The sequence below is a fragment of the Ochrobactrum vermis genome (assembly GCF_002975205.1).
In the GTDB taxonomy this organism is placed as follows: Bacteria; Pseudomonadota; Alphaproteobacteria; order Rhizobiales; family Rhizobiaceae; genus Brucella; species Brucella vermis.
The window spans coordinates 715997-742959 of record NZ_PCOC01000002.1 but is presented as its reverse complement, the minus strand read 5'-3'; the positions used below and the strand labels follow the sequence as shown (position 1 = coordinate 742959).

Here is a 26963-nt window from a genome sequence, read left to right as displayed (position 1 = left end):
TAACCTACAACCGAAAGGAGGAGTGAAGGTGGTGCAAAGTGGCAGGGGGCATAAATCGGAGGAGCTCGATTTTCTATGCCCAAACACCAGAGGGATATCGAACAGGAAATTGCTGACTTAATCAGCGATGACTTTCAACGTTTCAACGAACGGCTGACCGAGCAACTGGAAACCATGCCGCAAGGTTTACGCGCCGCAGCGCGTTTCGTCCTGTCGCATCCGGTTGACGTCGCTCTGACGTCAATGCGCAAACAAGCCAAACAGGTGGGAGTATCTCACTCCACAATGGTACGTCTGGCAGAATGGACGGGGTTGGATGGTTATGACGCACTGCGTGCGATCTTCAGAGAAGGAATTAAAGCAGGAACCTGGACCGGCACAGAGGGTTCAACAGACAATGATTGGGGTCAGCAGACATCCAGTGACAGCCTCGAATGGCTGGCAACGGAGGTGGAGCGTTGCGGCCTGCAGGACAGGATCCAGCATTACGGGGAAGCGGCCACCATACTGGCTGACGCGGATCGCGTGATCTGCGTGACCAGCGAGGCGGAGCTTACCGTAGCCCACCGTTTCGGAGATCTGATGCAGGCGATCGGGCGCAAGGCTGTTTCATTCGATTCAGCAACAGGCGCGCCGACAGAGATCAAATCACTGGGGCCCCGCGACGCAATGCTTGCAGTGTGCATGGGGGCATCAATTCCTCAAGTCACAAACACGGCGCGATATGCAGGGCGCCGGGGCGCGCGAATAGTTGCACTTACCAACTGCCCGGCGTCGTCGATCACACGATTTTCCCATGTGATCATACTGCCCTCGCAAATATCGCAGACCACTCCGATGCTTGCAGCAACAATCGCATCCGTAGAAATAATCGCATCACTGATGGCTAATCCCGGCATCGCGTTGTGAACGGCAAGAACTTACCCCATATTTCGTCGCCAGATTGAAGCGATTGCTTCTATGGCGGCGATGGCGGGGGTTAGGCTGGGAATATTAAGTGCTATCGACGCGGGGCGAAAAATGACCGGCACATCTGCCATTCTTGCGACCAGCGCTTTCGAACTGTCGGTTATGGCAAGCGAGGGGACACCAAGCTGCCTCGCCAGACGGATGGCCTCTCTGGGCTCATCGCCATGCGGGCGCAAGGAGATGACGAGCAGGCATATATCTTCTTCAACCGCATCTGCGGCTTGAAACTGTTCAGATATTTGCACCCGCGAACCGAGGGCTTGAAAAAGTTGCCTTGCGTGACCGATCACCGGGCTTTCCTGGGCCGAACCAACAAGGACAATCGTCCGTGCCTTCATGAGCCGCTGTGCCGCATCGGCAAGTTGCACCTGAGCCTTGTCAGCCGCCAGATCCTTGATCGAGGATGCGATCAACGCAGGGGTCTTCCCCTCTTCGCCTGCTTTCTCCGGCATGCCCGATTCCGCAGTTACGACAATCGTTCCCTCCCGGAATGAGCTGATAAAGACCTCACGCAGTGCGGCATATCCATCAAGCCCCAACCATTCCGCCAAACGCATTATCGTCGAATGCGAGACACCTGCCGCATTTGCCAGTTCTCGCATCGACAGGAGCATCACGTCTTGCGGCCGGTCGAGAATAAATCTCGCAGCGGTCTGGATCTGCGGCGTCATGTCGTTGAGCTGAGCACGCAGCAAAATGAGAATTTCACCTGCCATGTCAGGCATTTCGACTGGGCGACGACCAGAAGAGGTCACGGACGACTCGCGCATGGTCTCAACAGACACGCATCGCCTGAAGCGGGCGTTTCCCATGCGGTCCGCGCACGGGTGAAAAAGGTCAAAGCTTGTCCAGGTCGATGCGACCGTCCTTCGAAAACATATGCAGCGTTAAAATTCATGCGGCTCTCCCTAGCCTCGGAATTGTTCCCCCACGCCGCGTTCTCCCTCCCAATTGGGAGACACGTTCGTAACACCAGTCGGACAGACCAGTCAAACAGCGTATTTGCCCTGTGGATTCAGTGGATTATACTGGTGCTTGATTTCACTACTGACATATGGATAACCGGCTTGGACTCTACAGACCGACTGGGCCGGTTTCCCAACAACGTGCACGCTAACTTGAAAGCCTGTAACCTGATCGATGGAGGATATTGCTTTTCCTCTGCCTAAGCGCTTATCCGCACCCTATTATCGTGGCTGACGAAATCCACTCATCCGGCTTCAGATTTTTCCAGATATGTCGATCTGGCCCAACCATTGCGAACTGGCGCTCATCCGCTCATGACATCGCGAAGCGCTGCTGCCTTGGCCGTTACTGACCCTTTCGTACGCGCTTTTTTTGCCAGTTTGAGGATTTTGTCGACTTCACCGCTGGTTAATCCCGCGGGGGTGGAGGAACGAACCTCTTGATCATGACCGATCAAGCCGTAAGCCAGCACAATGTTTCGCTTGTGATGAAGCTCGGCAGCTCCCGAGGCTTCGACCTTATGTGCTGCCTGTTCCACCGTTGACGCGTCGCCCTGCAAAGCGGCAGCCAGCGCCAGGTTCGACTGGATATCGACATCTGCGGGCGCCATGCTCAGTGCCTTTTGATAAGCTGCAATCGCGTTTTGTGTTTGTCCTGTCATGGTCAAGGCAACACCGAGACGATTATAGGCACTGCTGGTACCAACTGCCGGTGCGGCAGAGGTCAGGGCACTGACGCCAGCTGACAAGTCACCGACCTGAACCAGCGCAGTCCCCATCCCCAGCAATGCCGGTCCATTGTCAGGCGCCTTGGCCAGAGCCGCCTTATATGCACTGATCGCCTCTTCGGCTTGCCCAGCCCGAGAATAGGCGTCGCCGGACTGTACCATGATTGCTGCGCTTGCCTCCGGCATTGCGGCAGCGCGCGCATATAAAGGCAAGGCTGTGTCAGCTTCTCCACGGCCCTCGATGTCTTTAGCCAGCTTTGCCAATCGCTCTGATTGAGACGTCGGCTCCGGATTTTTTTTTACGGTTTTTTCGTTGATCGTCTGACAACCGGTTGCCAGCAAGACAGCCCCCAGAACCACTGCTAAACCAAACCGCATCTTCCCCTCTTTTTTCCCGCCGCGTCCAGCGGCGTTTATTTTTCTGCCTTCAACGCTCATTTCTGCACAATGACACCGACACCAACCGTTACCCGTTCATAGAGGTCGACAACGTCTTCATTGGTCAAACGAATACATCCCGAGGAGGTCGCCGTGCCCACGGTCCACGGTTGGTTTGTTCCGTGGATCCGATAGAGGGTAGACCCGATATAAAGTGCCCTAGCGCCAAGCGGATTGTTGTGTCCGCCGGGGACGAAGGCAGGTAGCGAACGTCCTTTCAGATTTTCGCGTGCCCGCATCTCAGCCGGTGGACGCCAGTCCGGCCACTGTTTTTTGGCAGATACCCGATCACGTCCCGACCAACTGAGCCCTTCGCGTCCCACCCCCACAGAATATCGCATTGCCTTTCCGCCCCCCAGAACCAGTTCGAGCCGTTTTGCGGTCGTATTTACGATTATGGTGCCTGTCGGCTCCGACCCTGAATAGTTTACAATCCGCTTCGGTATAGGTTCCCTGCTACGATCAGCGGACCCACGATCACCTGGGGGTAATAGGTCTCCAGGCGCCAACATGACATTGGCTTCCTCATCAAAAACCCAGGTTCTGGGGTCATACCCCCCGGTTTGTGCACACAGTGGAGTTGTAGCGGTAATCGCGAGGATCAGACAAACGACCACGGCAGTGATCCCTGTACTGCGCCTCCAGGCATCGATCTGGAAGACACCCGTGTTTTTTTTCACCACACCATTCTCCCGAAGCCGTCTGCGAAACAACCTTGCGATCAATAATGCAGTTTTCGTCGATCTCCCGTTCCATTTGGATTTTCCGTTGTGCCGTCGAGCCGGTATCCTTCATCGATGGATGATCCCAGCTCAATCTTGTGTGGATAGATGCGAAAAGCTGACCGAAATCGCCCTCGGCAACGCCGGTCGGAGACTATATCCGCCTTCGGGATTGGTTTCGCACTTGTACTCACATGGGCCAATATGAGCTGGGCCGCTGAACCTAAATGGCCCGAGGGTCCTTACCAGTACATGGTTATCGATCAGTCAGTGCGTGACACGCTAACCGAATTCGGTCGAAATATCGGGGTATCCACTCAGATGAGCCCTGAAATCAAAGGACGTGTCACCGCAAGTGTGCCGCAAGGCAACGCGAAGGAGTTCCTTGAGTGGGTTTGCAACCGTTACGGCCTAGTCTGGTATTTCGACGGTTCCACATTGCACATCAGCAACGAGACCGAAAACCGCACCGAAGTGCTAGCCATGGACGACAGAGCGCTTGATGGTATCAGCCAGCGACTTGATAATCTGGGGCTTGTCGATCCACGGTTTCCGGTTCGGATCGACCGCGAGCAAAAGGCGGCATCCATATCGGGCCCACCTGCCTACATCGCCCTCGTCAAGGAAACCGTCGGCACGTTTACGACAGCGGAAACCGTATCCGACGCTCCCACGAATGTACGTGTATTTCGCGGACGGCAAACCCAGGCACAATCAGTCGATGTCGGTTCGCCGACTGTAGAAAAAGTCAATTGAGGAGCACGCCATGCAAGTTGCACCCATCGCATCCGGGTTGATTTCGACACAGATGTTGACCGTTGCGAACCCCGTTTCGAATGTGGCCGCAGCCTCTCCTGCCGGTCTGACAGACGCAGAAACAGCGCTGCGCCTAAAAGAACAGCAGGCCAGCATGACAGCCCAAAAAATTACTGAAACGCAGACAACGCAGGTCGCACAGGCCGATCCGTCTTCTTCCAATACGACGACCTTGCAAAGCCGTGGAACTGATCGCTCGTCGCCGGAGTTGAATGGCTCAACCAACGTCAAGTCCGAACGATTGCTGGACTATCTTGATAAAGCAGGCTCTGACGGCCGGTCATTGTCACCCAATTCTTTCATGAGTTCCGGCGTGAAATCCTTCGTTGGCGTCGTCGAAAACGCCCAAAATATGCTGGCTGGAAAAAATGCCGTGCAGGCAAAAGAAGCGCTAGACCCCTCCCAAGGCACGACTGCACATGACCGGGTAGACGACCGTTCAAATGGTGGTCAGGATCTGGCAAGTCTGGACGACGTTCTGGATCGTTACGTTTCTATTTCCTGGGCCAGCTTCAGCGCATCGCTGGCGACAAGTAGCGTCGCCGCTGCCTCCACATCGGTTAATACCCTGGTAAAGCAACAATAGGCGAGCAGCATGCACTTATCTCTTATGTTGAGGCAATGGGTTTGAACGCGCGCATGGTTTCCTCCAGGGTTCGTGCCCTCGTCCTCATCATGTCACTTCTGGTGCTGCAGGCCTGTACTGTCGAGCTTTATACCGATCTCGATCAGCGTCAGGCAAACGAAGTCGTGGCTGCACTTGCTCGCAAAGGCATACCCGCAGAGCGGGAAAACAGTAAAAGCGGCAAGATAACCGTTTCCGTTCCAAAAGACCGTTTTGCAGATGCCATGGCCATTCTCAATGAGAATGGACTTCCAAAGCAGAGTTTTGAAAGCCTTGGCGACGTCTTCAAGAATGATGGCCTTATCTCCTCACCCGTTCAGGAAAAGGCTCGCATGATTTACGGACTAAGCCAGGAACTATCCAAGACAATCCTGGATATCGATGGTGTGCTTTCCGCGCGCGTACATCTCGTCTTGCCTGAAAACGACCCACTTCGGCAAAATCTGGTGCCATCCTCGGCTTCAGTGTTCATCCGCCACAAGACATCCGTTCCGATGAACAGCTTGATCCCGCAGGTAAAGATGCTTGTTGCCAACGGTGTCGCGGGCCTTTCCTATGACAAGGTTTCAGTGGTTCTGGTTCCCGTCATGGCGCCCACAGACGCCAGCGAGGATGTTCAGGGTTACACATCCTTTCTTGGGCTATGGCTGCATCCGGACAGTGTGGTGCCAGCGATCTGGCTGATCAGCACCTTCGTAGCGGCTATATCAGGATTGGCTATCTGGATATTCCTGCTCATCAGCCGACGCAAAAATGGAGAATACAGGATCGGTGAGCTTCTGCCTCCGTCCAAGAGAACGGCTTCGCCAAATGGATGAATCCGACACAGCATGGCGCAATTTTCTTGACCAGCCTGCCGACTATGTCGTGCCTGAAAAACTTTCTGCATGCTTTGATGATCGTATTTCCCTTACACAATGCGATCTACTCTTAAGGAGTCATCGCCTGCGGCGGCGCTTGTCTCAACGCTTGATCGCGCATTACGATCTACCCTCCCCTACGGAGGAAACGGTTGGGGAAGAAGACCGGTCAATCGCGCTGATACCCTCTGCCAGGTTCGGTGAACTCATCCTGCGCAGTGGTGCCGTTTTTCGGGCAAATGCAATCGCCGGTATCATTGACAGGAGACAGGCGATCCGCCTCGAGACCCTTCTCGGCGAAGATGTTATCACCTCCGCACTCAGAAACCGTGAACTTGCGGCGGAGAACCGACCGCTTGGCGATGTCGAACTGGCATTGGACGAGATCGTTACAGATGGATGGGGTTGCTTTCACGGATGGGGCTTACACGCATCGGATATCGTCGTTGCCCGACTGAAACTGAAATTTGCAGATGAAATTCCCGAAAAAGACCGTGTCACAGTGGAGCACCGTGAACTGGGCGCTGGGATCGTTCGACGTGTCGCAGGCGAATTTTGACTTCCACCATGGCCGCGGTTTACGTTCATTATTTCCGCCCCACGTCGTTGCTCCACTCACGAAAATCGCGAAATAGGCGGGTTTTCACGACCGCCAGCGCATCTGGCCAACGCTGAACCAAATGGATTTTCCGAACTTGGAACCCCAAGCTAGTATCGCGCTGCACCTGAGAACCTGTCCGGCCGTTACTGTCGGGCATGAAGTTCGAACTCAAGGAGACCCCCAGTGACACAAGTAGATGATACGACCGGCGGGAATGTGAACGAACTGAAATCTTTCTGGCAAGAGCAGAAAGCCTTTCAGCTCGCAATGACCAAGTTCAACCTTACGGTCGAAACCGACAAAGCCAAGGGTCAGTCACGCAACCGTGTAGCAGATGCGGTCGGCCAGTCTGGTCGCTAATACGAGCGTGTCCTGACACGATTCTGCCCGGCCGGACGGTCCGGTCGGGCAATTTTGCCGGGAGGATAACAAGCCGATGCACGCGCTGCCCGCTTTACTGGAAAAATGGCGTAGCGGCTTTGCGGATGGAAATGTTCGACTGAGCGTCGCCGCAGGATTACACCAAGGCGCAACCATCTCGCTTGATGGTTCAGCTTACGTCATCGGTTCCGACGCTGAAGCTGATATTGTTCTGAAGGACGCGGGTATCGCCGCGCGTCATGTGCTGGTGCGGCCCACAGGTCGCCGCATCGAAATCGAGGCTGTCGGTGGTGATGTTGAAGTAAACACTCATCACATCGCCGAGGGACACGGGTATCGAAGCCGACTACCTGTCAACATCGTCGTCGGCGATGCACAGATGGTAATCTGTGCTCCGTCTCAGCCCGAGCCAAAAAGCTTTTTCAAACGCCCAACGACTGCGGTCGCGACTGTGGTCTGTTGTATCGGCGTCTTTGCGTCTCTAGCGGCCCACGCATTGATGAGCTCCCCTGTAGGCGCGGATCTCGGCACTGACCCCGGCAGCACGATGCAGGCCGCCATGCCGGACAAGGCAGAAACTCCGGCTGTCGCCCAAGGCCTGCTGGCTGCTCAACTGGACCAGGCAGGCATCGGTGGAGTGACTTTGGCAGTCGAAAAAAACCGCCTCGTGGCTTCAGGCGCGTTAGCCAAGGAGAAAAGCGAGGCCTGGCTGGATATACAGTCCTGGTTTGATCGGAACTATGGCGACAGAATCGTGCTGACTTCGAATGTCGCCGTCAACGGTGTCGGCACGCCCCCTCGCCTTGCACTACAAGCCATCTGGTTCGGACCGAATTCCTACGTGTTGGCAGGAGACGGCACTCGGTATCATGAGGGTGCCTATGTGGATGATGGCTGGATGATCAGCAAGATTGGCGAGAAGTCGCTTCACCTTAGCAAGGAGGGGGCAACAATTGCTCTGAATTACCGATGACGCGGCGCACGGATGCAATCCGCCTTGACCCAGGCCCGCCAAGCGATATCCGGAACATCGGGCGCTCCCACGCCGTTCAGGGGAAAGCAGTCGAGCGCCAGGATCTGAAGGCCATTGATGCACTTCGCAAGCGCAGAACTGCACAAGGTACGGCACAGGCAGACGCCAGCGAGGCCACACAGTCCGAAATGACATTCGCGTCGCTGCACAACAGCGACACGCTCAACGAAATTCTTACCGAATTCGTGCGCCCGCGCATCGCCGATGTTTCGATCATCCGGCATGCAGCCCAACTGCTCGGCGAATATATCGATGGTGGTCTGATGCCGCTGGAGGGAAACGGAAATCTACGCTCGCTCACAGTCGCATTGATCGATGATGAAATCAGCCGCCACAACAGTTTTTCCGATCGGCTGCGCGAGGAGACCAGCACTGACAAATCCTCGTGACACCGTTCAGCTGCTACATCTGCTTGGCTATGTCTACGGATGTCATGGACAGGCCAAACGAGGAGCGGCTTATCTTTTGATTGCAGCCCAGTTGTCCCCGGACGATATCGGGGTCCTCCGAACGCTCAGTCACCTTCTCACACTGGATGGTGAAGCCGACAAGGCTCTTGAAACAATCTCGCGGCTCGAAACACTGGGCGACAGACATGATCCGGCGCTTCACCTGCTGAAAAGCCGCGCTCTTCATGCGGCGGGGCGTCAGGAAGAGGCACGACAGACTTTTAACCTGTTTGTGAAAATGCGGGCAGAGATCGGGGCATGATGAACAGAATAACCCGCTTCCTCGCGAGAGCACGCAACACCAGCGATATCGTGATCGCCGTGTTGGTTCTGGTAGCCGTCAGCATGATGGTTATACCGTTGCCGACCTGGGCTGTGGACGGACTCATCACGCTTAACATCGCATTCAGCGTCCTCATCCTGCTCAGTTCGCTTTATGCAACCACGCCCCTCCAGTTTTCTGCGCTGCCTTCCGCGATCCTGATTGCCACCCTTTTTCGACTGGCGATCACCATCACAACAACCCGCCTCATTCTTCTGCAGGCTGACGCTGGTGAAATCGTAACCGCTTTCGGGAATTTCGTGGTTGGCGGAAGTATAGCTGTCGGCCTGATCATATTTTTCATTATTACGATTGCCCAGTTCGTGGTGATAGCCAAGGGTGCCGAACGAGTTGCCGAAGTCGCAGCACGGTTCACGCTGGATGCCCTGCCTGGCAAGCAGATGAGTATTGATGCCGAATTGCGTAACGGCGACATCAATCAGGCTCAAGCACGCGCGATGCGCCAGACACTCGAACAGGAGAGTCAGTTCTTCGGTGCCATGGACGGTGCCATGAAGTTCGTTAAAGGCGACGTGCTTGCCGGAATGGTTTTTATTTTCGTCAATCTGATCGGTGGTCTCGCCGTTGGAGTTCTGCAGCACGAAATGGGGTTTGCAGAAGCCGGCATGACATATTCCCTGCTTTCGGTGGGTGATGGTCTTGTGGCTCAGATTCCAGCACTTCTGGTTGCCGTTGCTGCCGGTACAATGGTTACACGCGTTGCCAGCTCGGAAAATGGTAGCGATCTGGGTCGCCAGATTACGTCACAGCTGCTGCGCAATTCGCGAAGCCTGATCATGGCGAGCCTGATCATGTTCGTTCTGGCGATCGTGCCCGGCTTCCCGATGCCGGTATTTATCATGCTCGGCCTTATTCTCGGTGTGGCCGGTTATGCGATGCAACGTAATCAGGCCGACGAAGTTAAGAAGGCCGCCGAACCGGTGCAGTTGAGGCAGGTGTCCAACGATGGCGACAGCGAAGAGCACTTACCGGTCTACGATTCACCGCTTGTCATTCGAATTGGTACGGAGCTGGCAACAGATATGCCCGCCGATTTGCTGCAAGCGTCGCAAAATGAAGCGCGCGGCCTTCTTAGCAGTGAACTTGGCATCGACGTGCCTCCAGTTCCCCGGCTTGTCGACAGAAAATTAAAACCGCGCCAGTTGCGCATCGATCTTGATGACGTGCCGGTGCTTGAAATGGAAATTCCGCCCGGTTGTGTTCTTGTCGAGGAAGACCCGGCGCATCTCGAACTGGCGGGCATTGCCGGCGACGCCTTGATAAAGATACAGGGTCAGAGGCAGATGTTTCTGGTTGTCGGGGATCATCAGGCCCTCCTTACCGCTGCCGATATTCCTTTTCGACCACTCGGGAATAGTGTGGGGCCTTTGCTGGGTTTTGTTTTCAGGATGTATTCCCAGCATTTCATCGGCATTCAGGAGACCAACCATCTCCTGCAAGATCTTAGCAAAACCTCATCAGAGCTCGTGACACAGGCGAGGGAGACAATGCCGACCACGAAAGTGCTGGAGGTTCTGCGAATGCTCGTCGCAGAAGGCGTGACGATACGCAACCTTCGCGTCATCCTGGAAGCTCTTATCGAGGCAGGAAACGAGGAGACGCGTGCACTGAATGAAAAAGTCCGCATGGCTTTGAAAAGACAGATCAGTTTTGGGGCAGCCGATGACAATCATGTTATCGCCGCGTTCATTCTTGAACGCTCCGCCGAACACGATGTACGAAATGCACTACGACATGCGGACACAGGCGCGGTGCTCGATTTATCCGATGATGCGCTTCGCAGTGTTGCCCAGCAGATCAAGCAATTGAACGCACGCTCGACGGCCGAAACCGCGCCTGTCGTTATTACAGCTGCAGATATTCGCCCGCATCTGCGTGCCCTGCTCATCCATCACGGCATCGATATATCGGTATTGTCCTATCAGGAGTTAGCCTTTGAATTCAACGTGCAGCCGCTGGGGACGGTTAGCGGATCAAGTTCCGGGAATGGCGCTCAAGGCAGATTGACCAATCGTATGCAGGACGTCGGTCACTCACAACAGGCGTGAAATAATAAGAGTGGGAACAATAAAACATGGATGAATTCGCATTACGACAACCATGTCCTGGAAATGTTTTCCGGCAGGCATGTTGCCGTATTCTGGCGCTCATTGGCACAGTGGTTTTGTTGCTATGCGGGACGGCAAACGCTCAGGACGCCTTACGCTTGTCGGGACAAACAGCTATCGATCTGCCTGTCGGGCAAGGTCGTATCATACGTTTCAACGAACCTGTCGAATCTGTTTTCATGGCCGATTCAACCATCGCTGAACTACAGGTCGTCGCGCCCGACGTTGTCTATGTTTACGGCGTGAAACCCGGCGCAACCAACCTTATCGCCATGACCCGGGCTCGCAAGATACAGGCGGCGACCCAGATCGTGGTGGCCAACAATGCCCGTGCAGCCAACCGCGCAAATCAGGCAGCCGCCCCAACTTCAACCACCAATCTGACGTTCAGCGGCAACCAGCTCATTGTGGATGGCCAGGCCGGTAATATCGATGACGCACTGGCGACAGAGAATGTTGCCCGCAGCTTTTCCCTTCCCGATCAGCCACCGATCAACAATTCGACTCTGGGCGGAGGGTCACAGCAAGTCAATATTCGCGTCCGCTTTGCGGAAGTAGCGCGCAGTGAACTGCAATCTTACGGCATTGACTGGGAATTCGGATATGAATCGAATGGTCTCAAGTTGGGAATATTCGGTAACAATGCCGTTCCTGACGGCGGCGGCAATCTCGGCGCTGGCGGATCCACATCGGGCGGTTTCAAGTTTGATGTCGTGATCGAAGCACTCAAACGCAATGGTCTGGTGAAAATACTCGCCGAACCAAATCTGACTGCGGTCAGCGGACAGCCTGCCAATTTTCTCGCAGGCGGAGAAATTCCAATCCAGGTACCGCAGGGCCAGGGTGTTTATACTGTAGAATACAAGCCCTTCGGGGTTTCGCTAAACTTCACTCCGACCGTTATCGGAAAGAACCGCATTGCCATGCATGTCAAGCCGGAGGTTAGCGAAATCTCCAGCATCAATGCATCTGCGGGCTCTGACGGTTTCAGCTATCCGAGCTTCGTCGTTCGCAGGGTCGACACCACCGTTGAAGTGGGGAGTGGTCAGACTTTTGCGCTGGCTGGATTGTTTCAGCAAAACATGACTCGCAATCTGGAGAAAGTCCCCGTCCTTGGAGACACGCCGATCCTTGGAAGTCTGTTCCGCTCGGAGCGATTTCAGAAACGCGAGACCGAGCTGGTGGTCTTGATCACGCCCTACATCGTCAATCCCGTGAGCAGCCGCGATCTGGCGACCCCGATCGACCGGCCCGCCCGAAAGAAACCGCAGCGGTCCAAGAATACACCGTCCATGGGACTGATAATCAAGTGAGGAGAACGCCGATGACTTTTCACATAACCGGTCTTGGCAGGATCCTTCCGATTATCCTTCTTTCAGCATGTGCAACACCTGCGCCAGAACCGGATCACTCAAATGATTATAGCTATGTTCCCACCGGTCAAAGCGACGGTGCCAAGGGCGTTCAAGGTTCAGTTCTGGTCCCCAATGCTTGCCTGACAGCGCCTGCCGACCAGGAACCAACATCGGCGGGAACCCGGTACATGAAAGTCTCGCAGGTCGGGCCGCATCTACCGCCAGGCTGCGCAAATGCCTTTAATCTTCAGCGCATGGTGGAAAGCGAGAAAGACCTGCTCGAAGGACGGCGGATGGGACCGCCGCCTTCTGCACCATCGGTTCGAGCCGCGCGCCGATATATCTACGGAACCGAGGAAGCCCCCGAACAACCTCAAGATAGAGAACCGCAAACGCCATAGCACAGCACATTTGTGCTCCGCTTCCAGTGAACATCCGGACAGAAGCGATTGAGTGATGGCCGACAAAGATACTGAAGAAAAACGTTTTCCTGCGTCAGCCAAAAAACTCAAGGATGCGCGCAAGCGGGGCCAGGTAGCCAGCAGTCGCGATTTGTTGAGTGCCGTATCTTTTATCGCGGTACTGGGGCTTTTTTATTTCTTTCGTGGTTGGTTCTATGCACGTTTTATGGAGTTGATCGAGATCGTTGCATTGGCGGGCAGCCAACCGTTCGAGTTGCTGGCCCGACAGGCAATGATGATGGTGTTCTGGCTGTTCCTGACCATGATGGGATCAGCCCTGGCGATAATGCTTTTGTCTCTCATTCCCACAGCCATCATTATGATGAAGGGATTGATTTTCTCCTTCGAGCCCGTGAAGCCTCAGTTCAGTCAGCTTAGCCCGGTCACAGGATTCAAACGTCTGGCATCCTTGCGCAATCTCATTGAGTTCATCAAGGGAATAACCAAGGTCGCACTGCTCTCATCCATTTTCATTGCCATTGGCGCCAGTTGGCTATCACCCATCTTTCAAGCGCCTGTCTGCGCGCCCGGCTGCCTTGCTCCGGTGGCCTTCGGTGCACTGGTTGCCTTTGCAGTAACTGGAGCGCTGAGCTTTGTCCTTCTGGGGCTGGCAGATATTCCCGTCCAGCGGTGGCTTTTCGGTCGTGATATGAAAATGACGCGTAGCGAATACAAGCGCGAGCATCGCGATATCGAGGGTGATCCGTATATTCGACGTGAATTCAACCGTTTACGACAGGAAGCAGTTTCCACTCCATATCAAAGTGCAAAAGCCGGTCCGACACTTATCTTCTCAGGCAACACGCGGGCAATCGCCATTCGCTTTGTCAAGGACGAAACCCCGATGCCGATGATAGCCGGGAAAGCTACGGATGAGGACGCCCTGCGACTGGAGGAAGCTGCGCGACGGATGCAGATACCGGTAATCGAAGATATCGGCCTGGTCGAGGCCATGTTCGATCGTTCAACACTCGGCCAGTATGTGCACAGCGATTTCTTTCCTTTGGTTGTGCCTCATCTCGTTGCGCTCAATCATGTTTAGTCGACAAAACCGTTTCGTTGCTGGCACCCGTTTGCACCAAAATCATTCCGCTCTCGTTACTTGAACTGCCACGAGCAAAGACACTGAAGAGATATTCTCTTTAAAATCAAAATGTTGTTCTCGTAATCCAAGTGGATTTTGCTGACTGGCCACACCGTCTTACCATATTTCCAGAAGCATGCGGATGTTGGAGGCTTTTGCGCCCTGCCCAATCCAGACCGACCCGGTCGGAGGTATTGGAAGCTATGCGCGAACGGCCTGAAATCTACAGTTTGGGAGACGTTGGATGCGAATATTTGATATTATTCGGAAGTTTCCGCCGCCACCCCCGCCGCCTCCACCTCCCCCGCCACCTCCGCCAGCGAAAAAGCAGCCGGATGTGAAGCCGGTCTCTACCACGCAGACCGAGAAAACACCCACGGAGATTGCAAACGAAATCCATGCCGATCTCGGCAAGGGCAAGAGCATCGATACCATCGCACAGGAACGAGGCATGACACGAGAAGCTGTCATGACTGCACTTGGCGGAGAAAAAGCCCCGGAGATTGTTGTCACCGAAGGCCAGAATGGTGACACTCGCGTTACAACAATTACCGACAGTCAGGGTCGTGCCGTTACCGAGAATATCGATTATCAGCACGGCACGCATTACACGGTGACGACCACGCCCGATGGCGACGCAGATACGTCGCCAATTCGTACGGAAAGCGAGAAAAAGCAGGAAATCAGCTACGACTCCGAGACCGGTGTCACGACAACCACGGAAACGGACGATCTCGGCAGTGGTGAGACGCATACCGAGACCAGTTATGAAAACGGGACGAAAGTTGAAACGACCGTCAATCCTGATGGCACGACGCAAACCTTCGTGACTGGTCCGGACGGAGAAAGGGTTGAGCTGGATCCGAAGCAATCGGCTCCGGGTCTGCCCGGCGACAAGGGCACTGTAAAGACGGCTGACCAGAACGTCTCCGATACAAAAAATGCCATCGAGAATGGAAAAACGGTCGAGGAGATCGCGCAGGAACGTGGATTGTCTGCCGATCAGGTCCGCGCCGAGTTGCTGGCTGCCGGTGTCGACATAAAGGAGACTACCAGCGGCACTACCACTTCAATAACTCTGACGGACAGCAAAACCGGCGATGAAACAACCTACACCCAGGAGGTTCACGACAACAGCCTTCCCGAAGGCGTGCAGGGACCGGTTGCTCCGTCCTATACGGTGACGACGGTTGAAACCAAGGACGGTGCGACCGGCGCAACGAACAAAACTGTTACCAATTCACAGACGGGTGAAATCAGGACGACCAAGACCGATGAAAACGGCCGAATAACAGAAACGGTTACCCAGCCAGGCGCAGACGGTAAAGAGACAACGACAACTACGGTGACTGCAAACGGTTACACCATGACCACGGGCACCGATGGTACCGTCACGCTGAAGGATAACGAGACCGGTGACACGATAACACTCGAAAAGGGCAGTGCGGAGGCTGCACTGGCGCAGTCTTTGATCGAGGCAAACCCCAACAGCACGGATCCCGCTGAAAAGAAGGAAGGGGAAGTTACCAAGGCCTTCGCCGAAAGCCAGCTCGCGGACAAGTTTCTGGAGGCGCAGGAAAAGGCCGCAACCGACGCTACGCAATCAAAGAACGATGCGATTGATGAACATGGCATCGTCAATCCGGCTGATCCTGATGGACCCAAACTTCCTGGCATTGCGGCGACGCCGACGGAAAGAGATGGCGTACTCGATCCGGTTGGAGATCCGCCCAAATATGGCATCCCGCCAGGCGAAAAATGGATCGCGTACCCCGTCAACGGCCAGTGGGTCTGGATGCATCCCGATGTCGCTGCCGCGTTTCAGGATGAAAGCATTGCCCTTTCTCAAGTAACCGAGACCAAGGCACAGATCGGCAGCGACTATGCCGATCTTAACCGATACCTGCTCGATCCCGACTACGAGCAGGCTGTCGAAGCAGCCCAGGCTGGCATAAACGAGAAATTTGAGCCGCTGGGGCTACAGTGGAATGCGGTCAAGCCGGAAGGCACGCTGGAAGACGCCAAACAACTGCAAACCGACGCCCATGATGCCCATACCAAAGCCGGCGAGGCATATAACGCCTACAAGGAAGGCAAGACGCTTCTCGACCAGGCGATCAATAATCGTGTCAACATGGGATACTATCCCGGCCGTAATGATACGGTCGCCGTCGCAGCCGACAGCAATTACAACTTCCAGGATGAAGTTGAAAAAGGCGAAGCTGCGTGGGCGGAGATCAACGACCTCGTGGCACAGGCCGACGTCAAGAACAAGGCAGGTGATCAGGCGCTTGCCGACATGATGGCTCTTACAACCGGGTCGGACACTCCACCACCCGGCATGCTGGAAAAAAACCAAGAGCCGGTGGAAATCACCATCGGTGATCAGACCATCAAGGTAGCACCGGATATCGCGGATGCCTACAACGCCGCCGGTGGCGGGATCGATGCACTTGCAAGTGCGACATCGATAGCCGTCCAGGTCAACGTCACACAGCCCGATGGCAGCGTGAGGACGGAATGGCGCTGGGTCGAACCGCAAGTTGCACTCTTCAAGACCCAGACTGATGGCGCCCTGCAACTCAGCGAGGCCTATTCCACCTACTATTCGCAAAAGAGCGGGAAAGCCGATTACGAAGTTCTGGAAAATCAGACAATAGCACAGCAAAGGGAGCGTGCACCGCACCAGTTTGATCCAGACGGGTTTACGGATGCCGGTGGAAAATTCAGCGGCAAGTTCAAAAGTGCCGAAGTCATCCAGAACGCCGATGGACAGTTTGTCCTGGAAATCAAATACGAGGACAAGACTCTCAAGATCGACATCACCGCCGATCCCGACGACAAAAATGCAAGTGATGAAGCCCGGAACGGCCCGCTTGCCCAGCAATGGCGAGACCTTCAGGCGAATTCCATTCCCACCTCAAACGGCGATCAGTGCGTTGCCAATCCCGGCCCACTGGCCGGTTATGAGCAGGCAAAGATCAACGTCAATACTCTGCTCGACAAGCGTGTAGATGTGAACATCGGCGAAATTGACAAGCAGATAGAGGGCATGGAAGCCAAGGTGCAGGAAGCGATCGGTCAGTATGGTCCCGGCACGGCAGAACCGCCTGCCGGGCTGCTGTCAGATGGACAGCCGCCGGTAGAAGTGGATCTTGGCAATGGATTGACCGTTAAGGTCGCTCCTGAAGTCGCCGAGAACCTTGACGGATTGTCGGGCCTGGAAAAAATCAACGCCCTTACGAACAGCGGCAAACCGGTGTGGATCGAGATAAGCCCGACACAGGGCGCGCCCAAAGAGGGCCGCTGGGTTGATCCACGCATTGCCAACCTGCAAATCCAGCTCGGCATGCTGAACCAGCAGCGCGATCAGCTGGATGACGTCAAACAAAACATTGCAAGCAATGTCGACCGATCGGAACTACTCTTGTCGGAGCCTGAGCGGTTGGGCACGGACGACGCCGATCGTGTGCTTCTTGACAAGGATGAAGACAAAACACTGAGCGGTATTTTCCAGCCGCAGTTCCAGGGGCTGCAAGACAACGGATTTGACAACAAGTTTGAAGAGCGCGCTGGCGAAAAACTGAGCGACTATATCGGTGAAACTACAGGTCTTGCCGGAATTGACGACGCGGAAGCGCGGGACAAAATCATCGATGAGATCCACAACATTGGCGGCGATAGCCCCAAGGTTAAGGCCGTACCGATTTTTTACGTACCTGAAAGCGGTGAAACAAGCCAAACAACATTGTTTGCGGTCCAGGACAGCGCCGGCAATACGAAATATGTTGATGCCAATGGTCAGAAGTTCGACGGGGTTAAAGACTTCCAGGAGAACAACCGCCTGTTCGATGACAGCGGCAAGCTGGTTATTCCCAAGAATCTGGAAATGAAGGAAGGCGAAGACGGCCAGATTGCGCTTGATGTTGTAGATGCACGTATCGTTTCAGCGTGGGACAAGGTTATTGACCCGGTCGTCGGTCTTGTGGGCACCGGCGCAACCCTCCTGTCATTTACTCCGCTCGCACCAGTGGCAGCACCGATCGCAATCGGTAGCGGCGTTTATCTCGGCGGGCGTGCCGTCATCAGACAGGCCGATTATCTGGATCATGGCGGCGAATGGGGAGATACTGAATCACTGATGAATGTAGCTAGCGTTGCCATGACAGCACTACCTGTCATCGGCAGCAGTATGCGTACGTTCGGCATGGCGGCGCGCACTGAAATGTCATTCGGGCGCTCGCTACAGGCGAATTTCGGCGCAATGCGTATGAAGGATTCAACCTTCACGCTGGGTGGACGGACCTTCAATCTTCAGGCCTCCCCCTATGCGGCCAGTGCCCGGTCCTATCTCAATAGCGGACGCGCCATGAATGTTGCCGCCCTTGGATTGGAGGGCACTGCAGCAGCCATCGGCGTTCCGATGATCGCGGCTACTGCAAGCGACCTTCTGACAAACGGCGACAAGATGTCAGGGCTGGAATTTACCAACGCCATCACTGGTTTGGGAACAGGTGTGGTGGGCACCGGCATGGGCGTCAGATCTTTCGCCGCCATGCGACCTGTCAAGACCGGCAACGGCGAAGAAACCGGAACACAGCCGCCAGTGGATGCGACGATTACCAACGCGGCCTATCGCTCGCCTCTCGATCCAGATGGGGCCGGGCCAACGGGCACCCCAGACCAGACCCCCGGAGTCAAATCCGGCAAGGCGCCCACAACGATCCAGTTGATCGACGAAACCGGGCAACCAATCACCGCGACTGTGCTCGGTCGAGCTCCAAACGATCCCGAGAGTATCTATGTAACAGCCAAAGGCGGATGGACACCTCGGGGCGACGAACCCCAATATAGCAACAAAAGTCACAGCATTGTCTGGGACGGCAAAGATGCCTACGTTGTGCCATGGATCCGTGGTGCTTCGTCCAACCATCAGCCATCCGCGCCCCGCGGTCCGAGCCGCACACAACTGCAGGCCACGGCACCTCGCAGTATCGACATCGGGCAATTGGAGCCCCGGCATGTGCCGTGGTTGAAGTCCAATCAAGTTGCGGGTTTCACCCCCAAGCAATGGGCCGACTTCAAGCAGGCCGGTTTGCAACCTTATCTGACCCGCAACCAGATGCGCGGAATCCCGGAAGCTCGTGTCAGGTATATCGATGCTGGAATATTGACGCAGAACCAGATCAAGTCGCTTACCAATAGCCAGATCGCAGCTTTCACCGGTCCGCAATGGAAGACATTCAACAAGTCAGGCTCACAGGCATATCTCACCAAAACCCAGTTCAGCTCGCTTCCGGAGAAGCAGTTCAAGCAGCTCGATATGGCCGGACTAGACGGGAAACAGGTTCCGTGGATGTCCGCAAAAGGCCAAGTGGCGGGCATGACAAACGGCCAGTGGAAGGCATTCAATCAGGCAGGCCTGCCGGAATATATGACACAGGGCCAAACCCGGGCCGTACCGACAAACCGGATGGCAGGCCTGAATGTTTCGTCATTGAAACCCAGACAGATACCGTGGCTCACACAAAAGCAGTGGGAGGCTTTCAATCGGGCGGGTCAGCAAAAAAACCTCACCGAGCCCCAGATCAGAGCAATTTCACTGAAGCGCGTCCCTTCGCTTGGCATTTCGGGCCTCGAGCCACAGCAGTTCGGCTGGTTGAGCAATGCCCAGTTCAGTGCGTTGAGTACGCGGCAGGTACACACGATGTCTGGACCACAATTGCGGTCTGTGCCCGAAAGCAGCGTCGGATTGATTGCTCCACGGCTAAAAACTGAACAACTCCCGGAACTGACCACTCCCCAGATGGAAGCAATAACCGGCACATCAAAGCAGAAAATGAGCGCAGAACACAAATCAATGCTCGAAGAGCTTGTCTTTGCGCGTAATCTGACCGGCGATGAAATCACCAATATGTCGCCAATGGGCTGGAAATCACTCAACGAGCACCAATGGCAGGCTCTGACTGGCGATCAGTTGCGAGCTATTCCGGAAAAGCGGGTAAAGCATATAGATCTTGGCGCCCTCAAACCCGAACAATTGCCCGAATTCACGACCGGACAGTCGCGCAGATTTACCCCGGGACAAATGGCAGGGTTGAGCAAGGAGCAACTTGGAGCATTTACCTCGACGCAGAACGCCATCTTCAGACCAATACAGACCGCTGCGATCAAACCTGATCTCCGAGCAGCGCTCAATGGCTACAAACCTGCATCGCGTCCTGTACAGGCAATAGCGAGGATGCGGGCCGCTGGTGTTGGCGATTTCGTGTTGACGGGCGTCGGCACTGGAACATTTGCCATAGTCATGCCGCTTCTTCCGGCAAATGCTCAGCTCGCGATTCATGCCAGCAGTTACGGCGCACGTGCTGCAACTCAGGTTCTCTTGGCTTTGCCTATCAAACAGATGGATGTAAGCCATCCTTTTGGACGCACAGTACGTGCCATCACAGCTCTAAGCTTTATGCCCAACCAGGCCTATGGCGGCATTCCCGCAACGATCGAAGCGCCCCTTAGCTCAAACACTCTTTTCACAGTCAGCAATGTTGCTTTCGGCACCAAGGCGCTTAGAGAAGCACGTACCGGACAAAGCGCATTCACCAAAACAGATAAATATCACCTGCCATCGTATCTCGTAGGCAGCGGCCTCTCGATCCCCGAAGGAGATTATGCTCCCCTCAATACCACTGCGGGAGTGTTGTTTGGTGTCGGTTCCGGGTGGTTATGGGGAAAACAGCATCCCAAAATGGGCAAAGCCGGGTGGGGTGGAGATTTGACGACGGCCGACCGTTGGATGTTCGGCGTCACGTTCGGCGGCGGTTTGGCGATATACAGTTTCAATGCCTTTGCGAAACTGTTTGGAGATGACGAAGACAACTCTATTCCTGCGGTCGATACCAAAACCGAACCATCGGGCGAGCCCCCCGAGATAGAGCAGCCGGAGAAACAACCAGAAGAAAACCCTGAACCTGAAACCCAATTGGTGGTGATCGCGCCGGACGGACTTAACGTTAGGGAAGCGCCGGGTGTCGACAGCAAGAAACTCGCTACACTCCACCCCGGTTCGCTGGTCGATGAGACAGGTGAACGCCATACAGACAAGGCAGGTAATCAATGGGCCTTGGTGGATGGTTTCGCGACAGATGGCACGGACAGGACCGGGTGGGTACTCGCAGATTATGTCGACATCCATCCATCGGGCGACCAGGACAGTCAGGGCCGCTTCAATCCCGACCTCGACCAACAGGGGTATACGGCCATTGTTGTGGACACTGGCGACAACATTGTCATTATTGCCAAGACAAACAACAGAGATGTGTCGGAAACCGTTGCTTTAAATCTTGGGCACATTACCGACCCAAGCCTGATCTTTAAGGGTGATCGCGTTTATCTGCCTCTGCAAGCGGTGGGCTGATTAAGGGGGGCGTTCGCATTTGGGATGAGACGCGGTGGGCGTGCATCGCGGCTATTGTCGTGAGAGATTAATGGTCGACTATGATTACTCAAGGCAATGCGAAGATCGGATGTTAGATGCCGTAATGGGCCGGCTCTTCCGAGATTGTAGCGAGATAGGTGGCTGTCCCTCAGAATGACGATGTTGAAACGGGGTCCGAACGGGTCGGCCCCAAACATCAAGCGAGGAACAGCCATGGAGTACTTTGCCGGAATTGATGTTTCTTTGGAAGCAAGCAGTGTGTGTTTGGTGGATTCAGCAGGCAAGATCATCCGCGAGACGAAGGTGGCGAGCGATCCGGGTGCGCTCATCGAACACTTTGCATCGCTGGATCTTGCTTTGAAGCGGATCGGCCTGGAAGCAGGCCCCATGTCACAATGGTTGTATGAAGGTCTGACGAAAGCTGGCTTTGATGTTGTTTTGCTGGAGACCCGTCACGTGAAGGCCGCGCTGTCGGCGATGATTATCAAGACGGACAGGAAAGATGCGCGTGGCATCGCGCAGCTATTGCGGATGGGATGGTATCGCTCCGTGCATTCGAAGTCTCCCGGCTCGCAGGATGTCCGTGCGCTTCTGACCGGTCGCAAACTGCTGCAAGCTAAATTGCGTGACGTGGAGTTGAGCATTCGAGGCATTTTGCGTGGCTATGGTCTGAAGGTCGGCGAGGTGAGCCGCGGTCGATTTGAAGGACGGATATTGGAGCTCGTCGACGGACATCCTGTGTTGGAGACAGTCATCGGTGCTATGTTGCATGCCCGGCATGCACTTTGGAACGAGTTCACCAAGATGCATCGTGAGATGCTGAAGATCGTTCGCCAGGATCGGGTCTGCCAGAGACTGATGACCACGCCGGGGGGTGGCGCACTCGTTGCGATCACCTATCGCTCGGCGGTCGACGACCCTGGTCGGTTTGCAAAATCCCAAACCGTCGGAGCGTACTTCGGATTAATGCCGAAGAAGTACCAGTCCGGCGAGACGGATCTGGACGGTGGCATCAGCCGGGTCGGTGACACAATGGTGCGCACGGCCCTTTACGAGGCGGCCCACATCATGCTGACCCGCGCCACCCGGTTCTCGGCACTGAAGCGATGGGCAGTCGACGTGGCAAAGCGGCGTGGCATGAAACGCGCCAAAGTCGCGCTTGCCCGCAAGCTTGCGACTGTCCTTCATCGTCTGTGGGTGGATGAGACCGAGTTTCGTTGGGGCAAAGAAGCCTCCGCGGCATAAATAAAGCATCGCGACGAAGCAATTGTAATTTCGTCTCAGCGAGGTCCCGTCACCGGGACGAGAGCTTGGCAAGGTCGTAAGTAGTGCTGTGATGCCTCGGCAATCACGCCGCCTAGATTGACCTGCCGGTTCTGATCTTATGGCGTGGTGTGGCGGCCTTCGTGTTGACCACGGACAGAAGCATGATCCTGGTGACGAGATTTTGGTAATGAGGGACTTGACGAACGAAGGCCCATTACAGAAGCACTACTTATTAATTCAAGATCTGCTGTGCATTTATCATCAACAGACCGCTTGAGCTGTTGGAAATATAGAGGCTCCTGATATATAAGGCTGCATCGCAGTGGCTTGCTGCGTCTCTGGGGCAGCAATGGCACTACTTACTTCAAAAACTAGACGTTTGCGTGCGCCGTTTTCCCGACGCAAGAAGCACCTGTTCTGGCATTCTTCCATTGTTATCTCGACCGCGCTCGGTTTTCCGCTTCCGGCTCACACCGAAACCTGGAAAAACCACGCACTGCCGTTTTGGGACAACGCAGCATCATGGCAGGAGGGTACTGTCCCCAACGCCCAGGGGGCTTGATTTCCGACTGACCGAGGATGCCACGCTTGGCCTATCCTACAATGGGCAGTTCGCATCCGGTGCCAAACAAAATGGCTTCAACGCAAAACTCAGTGTTGGTTTTTGATTTGACGCCACAAGATAACCGCTCCACTGGCGGCCATTTCCAGTATGATTTCATAAATCTGCACGATCATGCCGACATCGACACCTGAGTGCGTATGAATTCGGTTTCCAGGAGCATGCTCCTTATTTCTGGCGGGGCGCGAGGTCCTGGAAAGGCTTCACTCACTTCGTCTCAGAATATAAGGTAGAATAAACAGATACAGCCCAGTCGCGAGCAGGACAAATAGTGGTAAAAGCGGCGAATAGACGACCCATGCTGGAGGTTCCCTGAAAGCCATGGTGACGAAATTCGCAATCACGGTAAGGGTGAAAATGATCGACAACCAGCGATGAATTTGGCGTATGGATCTATTTATGACCATATGAGGATTCTCCTTGAGGAGTTCGCAAAGCGGACCGGCTGAACTCCCGTTGTTCTAAGGCTTGCAATGTTTTGCAACAATCTGACGAAGAATGGAGTCAGTCCAGATTGGTGGCTACCGCATCCAGCTTTTCAAGGAAACTCCGCCATCCATGTTGAGCGCCGTGAAAGGCCTGCTTCTGACCGGGCAAAAAGCCCGACTGTTCCATCCGCAAATGTGTCCCGGTAGCGGTGGGTGTCAAAATTAGGGTCACGACACTTCTGAGATTGTATGCTTCGTCCTCATGGATATGGTTCCAAGTGTAAGACAACCGCCTGTTCGGCTCGACAACCAAAACTTGACAATCCAATACGCCGCCCCACTCGCCTCGAAGTTTGAAACAATGGCCGACAGTCGGAGCGAAGTCGTTATTCATCAACCATTCCGCGATCAGATGCGGCTCAGTTAGCGCGCGCCAGAGCTTTTCGGGCTGACAAGGCATTTCGCGCTCAACTATGACTGTTCGCATATCAATTGACATCTGGCTCATTGATCCATCCTCCTCAACAGGTCTTCAAGGGCATCGAACTTCTGTTCCCAAAAACCGTTCAACTCTTTCGCCCAATCGATAAGAGGAACTAATGCGGTGTATTCCGCTCTGTAATGGCTTTGGCGGCCTTCGTGACGATCCCTGACGAGGCCTGCCCTTTTGAGAGCGGCGAGATGTTTGGAGACAACAGGTTGTGAAACATTCGTTCCTGCGGTCAACACCGTAACCGTCTTCTCGCCCTCTCGACAAAGACGCTCGAATATCGATCGTCTGGTCGGATCGGATAACGCTTTGAAAACTTCGTCTCTCATGGCCTCGCTCAATTCATACCCAATTGGCTATGAACCAACGTATAGCTGATTGGCTATGCGTTGGTCAAGTATCCGTCAGGCGAACTGGCTGTGACCGCAACTCAGAGTAATTTACGAGCAAGGAAGCGACCGTTGATTTGCAGCACGAAATAACCTGCTTATACATTTGAGGCCGGAACGAAGTTTAGCGTTCCGGCCTCAAATGTATAAGCAGGGCTAATGCCCTGCTTTCAATCAGTTGGCGGCGCGTTTAGGTGCATTGCCTTGCAAAGCAGCCAAATCGGTAACAATAGCCGCAGCTTCATTCTGCAGGACATCCGTCGCGCTCTTGCGGTTTTTCTCAAGAGCTAGATCAGCACTCAAGCTTCGCTCATTCGACTGCAGACCGTCGTCAACCTCCGCATCGATACCATCATTGAGTTTTCCGCGTGCTTTGACCCGATTTTCCTGAGCGGTCATCTCGTTACGACGTTCTGTTTCGTTGAGCGAGATAACCTTTTTGTCACGCTGCGCCTTGAGCGTTGCAACGTCTTCCACAAAGTCCTTGAACTCGGGAGATTTCTGCACACGCTCATCATGCAGGTTTTGCAGCCGGGGCAACAAGGCTTTTATATCATCGGATGACTTGTATTTTGCCGCGTTGACCTGAGACCAGGGCAAAGCATTGTCGAAGCTCGATTCACCGACCAGCTTGAGATCGAAAAGCCCCGGCAGAGTGATATCGGGCGTCACACCGCGCAATTGTGTCGTTCCGCCATCAACCCGGAAAAACTGGGCAACCGTGAATTTAAGCTCGCCATATTCCGGTTTAGGATTGTTGGCCACTTCATCAAGATCCACCACCGTTTGCACAGTTCCCTTGCCGAAGCTCGGTTCACCGATGACCACGCCCCGCCCATAATCCTGTATCGCTGCAGCAAAAATCTCGGAAGCAGAAGCTGAGCCGCGATTGATGAGTACACCCAGCGGTCCCTTCCAGGCCGGAGCCGGAAGAGTGTCGCTTTCCACTTTGACTTCTCCGGTTGCATTGCGCTGCTGAACCACCGGACCTTTTCCAACAAACAGACCCGTTAGGTCGATCGCCTCGCTTAACGAACCGCCGCCATTGTTGCGCAGATCAACCAAAACGCCATCAACCTTATCCTGCTTGAGCTCGGCGATAAGCTTGGCAACATCACGGCTGGCACTCCTGTAGTTCTTATCGCCCTTTCGCCGTGCTGCAATGTCTTCATAAAACGCTGGCAGGGTGATCACTCCGATCTTGCGTGTGACGTCTCCGTCCTTCACCGAAAGGATCGTTTTTTTGGCGGCTTGCTTATCGAGACTGATCTTGTCACGAACCAGAGTGATGACGTGGTGCTTGCCGTCGGGGCCGGCATCCGCCGGCAGAATATCGAGGCGCACGACTGACCCCTTGTCGCCACGGATCATTTGCACAACCTCATCGAGACGCATACCGATCACTTCCTTGATCGGACCGCTTTTGCCCTGACCGACACCGATTATACGGTCGCCCACGGCAAGCTTACCCGATGACTGCGCCGGGCCTCCGGCAACGAGCTCGCGGATTGTCGTGTAGTCGTCTCTTTCCTGAAGCACGGCACCGATACCGACTAGCGATAGCTTCATTGCAATGTCGAATTCGGCTGAAGCCTTCACGCCGAAATAATCGGTATGGGGATCAACCGCTGTCGTATAGGCAGCCATGAATGACTGAAAGGCATCGTCGCTTTTATACTTATACGTCCGCTCGATGGAGTTCTCGTAGCGTTTATCGAGTGTTTTGCGAATAGTCGCGTCATCCTTACCGGCCAGCTTCAGGCGCAGCCAGTCGTTCTTGACGCGCTTGCGCCACAGATCATTGCTTTCTTCATTCGATCGCGGCCAAGGTTCCTTGTCGCGCACGATGGAGAAATCTTCCTGCTTACTGAAATCGAAATTCTGTTTGAGCAGGCTGCGCGCAAATGTCATGCGCTCGATGATGCGTTGCTGGTAGATGTTGAAAATGGAGAACGGAACGGTCAGATCTTGCTGTTGAATGGCATCGTCGATTTCCTTACTGCCGATCAAGAACTTGTCGACATCCATCTGCAGGAAGATGAGCCGATCCGGGTCCAGCGAGTCTATAAACCGGTCCATGATCCGGACCGACAACGCATCATCCAGCGGAATGGGCCGGTAGTGAAACCGCTCGAGAAATTCGGACGTCAGGTGGGCGGCCTGCACTTGCTGCGGCGATGGCTTCAAAACGGCTGGTGAACCGGTATCGAGAGCATGTGCGGGCAAAGCACCTGTCAGAAAAAGACAAAACAAGCCAATTTTGATGCGTTTCAAGTGATGTTCCATTTCTTGACGCTGAGCGTTTAACTCCAACCCTTGTTGAGTAATTATGGTTTTTTGGCAACCGTCTTTGCCAATTAGTCAGCGGCGGCAGTCGTTGAGCTATATCCTAGTG

23 protein-coding genes are annotated in these 26963 nt (G+C 54.6%); 16 read left to right on the top strand and 7 right to left on the bottom strand.

The genetic code is table 11. The features are described 5' to 3' along the window. Window positions 1–75: 75 nt before the first annotated feature. Window positions 76–909: a MurR/RpiR family transcriptional regulator gene (locus CQZ93_RS17795; RefSeq protein WP_105543933.1), complete on the top strand. Its 834-nt coding sequence runs from the start codon at window positions 76–78 to the stop codon at window positions 907–909. Window positions 910–920: 11 nt separating this feature from the next. Here CQZ93_RS17795 and CQZ93_RS17790 read toward each other — a convergent pair whose 3' ends face one another. The 3 genes from CQZ93_RS17790 to CQZ93_RS17775 all read right to left on the bottom strand — a co-directional run bounded on the left by CQZ93_RS17790 (window position 921) and on the right by CQZ93_RS17775 (window position 3726). After that, window positions 921–1739: a MurR/RpiR family transcriptional regulator gene (locus tag CQZ93_RS17790; protein WP_181153423.1), complete on the bottom strand. Its 819-nt coding sequence runs from the start codon at window positions 1737–1739 to the stop codon at window positions 921–923. Between the two features lie 500 nt (window positions 1740–2239). Then, window positions 2240–3040, bottom strand: a complete 801-nt coding sequence (locus CQZ93_RS17780; RefSeq protein WP_105543930.1) for a tetratricopeptide repeat protein — start codon at window positions 3038–3040, stop codon at window positions 2240–2242. A gap of 56 nt (window positions 3041–3096) precedes the next feature. Continuing rightward, window positions 3097–3726 carry a L,D-transpeptidase gene (locus CQZ93_RS17775; RefSeq protein WP_286154276.1) on the bottom strand — a complete coding sequence of 210 codons (630 nt, stop codon included), beginning with the start codon at window positions 3724–3726 and terminating at the stop codon, window positions 3097–3099. 300 nt (window positions 3727–4026) lie between these two features. Here CQZ93_RS17775 and CQZ93_RS17770 point away from each other — a divergent pair, with 300 nt between their 5' ends. The 15 genes from CQZ93_RS17770 to CQZ93_RS26690 all read left to right on the top strand — a co-directional run bounded on the left by CQZ93_RS17770 (window position 4027) and on the right by CQZ93_RS26690 (window position 23395). Next, a complete protein-coding gene (locus CQZ93_RS17770; RefSeq protein ID WP_105543929.1) occupies window positions 4027–4578 on the top strand; it encodes a type III secretion protein in 552 nt (183 codons plus the stop codon). A gap of 52 nt (window positions 4579–4630) precedes the next feature. Next, window positions 4631–5224: a hypothetical protein gene (locus tag CQZ93_RS17765; protein WP_146114467.1), complete on the top strand. Its 594-nt coding sequence runs from the start codon at window positions 4631–4633 to the stop codon at window positions 5222–5224. Between the two features lie 53 nt (window positions 5225–5277). Continuing rightward, the gene (gene sctJ / locus CQZ93_RS17760) at window positions 5278–6081 is read left to right on the top strand and encodes a type III secretion system inner membrane ring lipoprotein SctJ (protein WP_105545194.1); all 804 of its coding nucleotides are present in this window, start codon (window positions 5278–5280) and stop codon (window positions 6079–6081) included. A 139-nt stretch (window positions 6082–6220) separates the two neighbouring features. Then, window positions 6221–6682 (top strand): hypothetical protein, encoded by a 462-nt coding sequence (locus CQZ93_RS17755; RefSeq protein WP_350308594.1) that lies wholly within the window; start codon window positions 6221–6223, stop codon window positions 6680–6682. A 225-nt stretch (window positions 6683–6907) separates the two neighbouring features. Continuing rightward, window positions 6908–7084 (top strand): hypothetical protein, encoded by a 177-nt coding sequence (locus CQZ93_RS26695; protein ID WP_181153421.1) that lies wholly within the window; start codon window positions 6908–6910, stop codon window positions 7082–7084. 76 nt (window positions 7085–7160) lie between these two features. Beyond that, on the top strand, window positions 7161–8078 hold the full coding sequence (locus tag CQZ93_RS17750; protein ID WP_105543926.1) for a SctD/MshK family protein: 918 nt from the start codon (window positions 7161–7163) through the stop codon (window positions 8076–8078). Beyond that, window positions 8075–8527, top strand: a complete 453-nt coding sequence (locus CQZ93_RS17745; protein WP_105543925.1) for a GNAT family protein — start codon at window positions 8075–8077, stop codon at window positions 8525–8527. Before CQZ93_RS17750 ends, CQZ93_RS17745 begins: the two co-directional genes overlap by 4 nt. A 76-nt stretch (window positions 8528–8603) precedes the next feature. Next, window positions 8604–8849, top strand: coding sequence for a hypothetical protein (locus tag CQZ93_RS17740; RefSeq protein ID WP_286154074.1), 246 nt, complete (start codon window positions 8604–8606; stop codon window positions 8847–8849). Then, window positions 8846–10978 carry a type III secretion system export apparatus subunit SctV gene (sctV, locus tag CQZ93_RS17735; RefSeq protein ID WP_105543924.1) on the top strand — a complete coding sequence of 711 codons (2133 nt, stop codon included), beginning with the start codon at window positions 8846–8848 and terminating at the stop codon, window positions 10976–10978. The genes CQZ93_RS17740 and sctV overlap by 4 nt, the downstream gene beginning before the upstream one ends. Before the next feature lie 158 nt (window positions 10979–11136). Continuing rightward, window positions 11137–12351 (top strand): type II and III secretion system protein family protein, encoded by a 1215-nt coding sequence (locus CQZ93_RS17730; protein ID WP_286154071.1) that lies wholly within the window; start codon window positions 11137–11139, stop codon window positions 12349–12351. Between the two features lie 11 nt (window positions 12352–12362). Continuing rightward, window positions 12363–12794: a hypothetical protein gene (locus CQZ93_RS17725; protein ID WP_105543922.1), complete on the top strand. Its 432-nt coding sequence runs from the start codon at window positions 12363–12365 to the stop codon at window positions 12792–12794. A 55-nt stretch (window positions 12795–12849) separates the two neighbouring features. Beyond that, a complete protein-coding gene (locus tag CQZ93_RS17720; protein ID WP_105543921.1) occupies window positions 12850–13896 on the top strand; it encodes an EscU/YscU/HrcU family type III secretion system export apparatus switch protein in 1047 nt (348 codons plus the stop codon). A gap of 379 nt (window positions 13897–14275) precedes the next feature. Then, a complete protein-coding gene (locus CQZ93_RS17715) occupies window positions 14276–21352 on the top strand; it encodes a DUF4781 domain-containing protein (RefSeq protein ID WP_181153420.1) in 7077 nt (2358 codons plus the stop codon). Window positions 21353–21586: 234 nt separating this feature from the next. Next, window positions 21587–22618 carry an IS110 family RNA-guided transposase gene (locus CQZ93_RS17710; protein ID WP_105543919.1) on the top strand — a complete coding sequence of 344 codons (1032 nt, stop codon included), beginning with the start codon at window positions 21587–21589 and terminating at the stop codon, window positions 22616–22618. A 609-nt stretch (window positions 22619–23227) separates the two neighbouring features. Beyond that, the gene (locus tag CQZ93_RS26690; RefSeq protein ID WP_181153419.1) at window positions 23228–23395 is read left to right on the top strand and encodes a hypothetical protein; all 168 of its coding nucleotides are present in this window, start codon (window positions 23228–23230) and stop codon (window positions 23393–23395) included. Window positions 23396–23464: 69 nt separating this feature from the next. Here CQZ93_RS26690 and CQZ93_RS27020 read toward each other — a convergent pair whose 3' ends face one another. The 4 genes from CQZ93_RS27020 to CQZ93_RS17690 form a co-directional block, all read right to left on the bottom strand. Beyond that, a complete protein-coding gene (locus tag CQZ93_RS27020) occupies window positions 23465–23668 on the bottom strand; it encodes a hypothetical protein (protein ID WP_105543918.1) in 204 nt (67 codons plus the stop codon). Between the two features lie 97 nt (window positions 23669–23765). After that, complete coding sequence (locus tag CQZ93_RS17700; protein WP_105543917.1) at window positions 23766–24197, bottom strand: SRPBCC family protein; 432 nt, start codon at window positions 24195–24197, stop codon at window positions 23766–23768. Next, a complete protein-coding gene (locus CQZ93_RS17695) occupies window positions 24194–24508 on the bottom strand; it encodes an ArsR/SmtB family transcription factor (RefSeq protein ID WP_105543916.1) in 315 nt (104 codons plus the stop codon). The genes CQZ93_RS17700 and CQZ93_RS17695 overlap by 4 nt, the downstream gene beginning before the upstream one ends. A gap of 234 nt (window positions 24509–24742) precedes the next feature. Then, window positions 24743–26854: a carboxy terminal-processing peptidase gene (locus CQZ93_RS17690; protein ID WP_105543915.1), complete on the bottom strand. Its 2112-nt coding sequence runs from the start codon at window positions 26852–26854 to the stop codon at window positions 24743–24745. Window positions 26855–26963 lie beyond the last annotated feature (109 nt).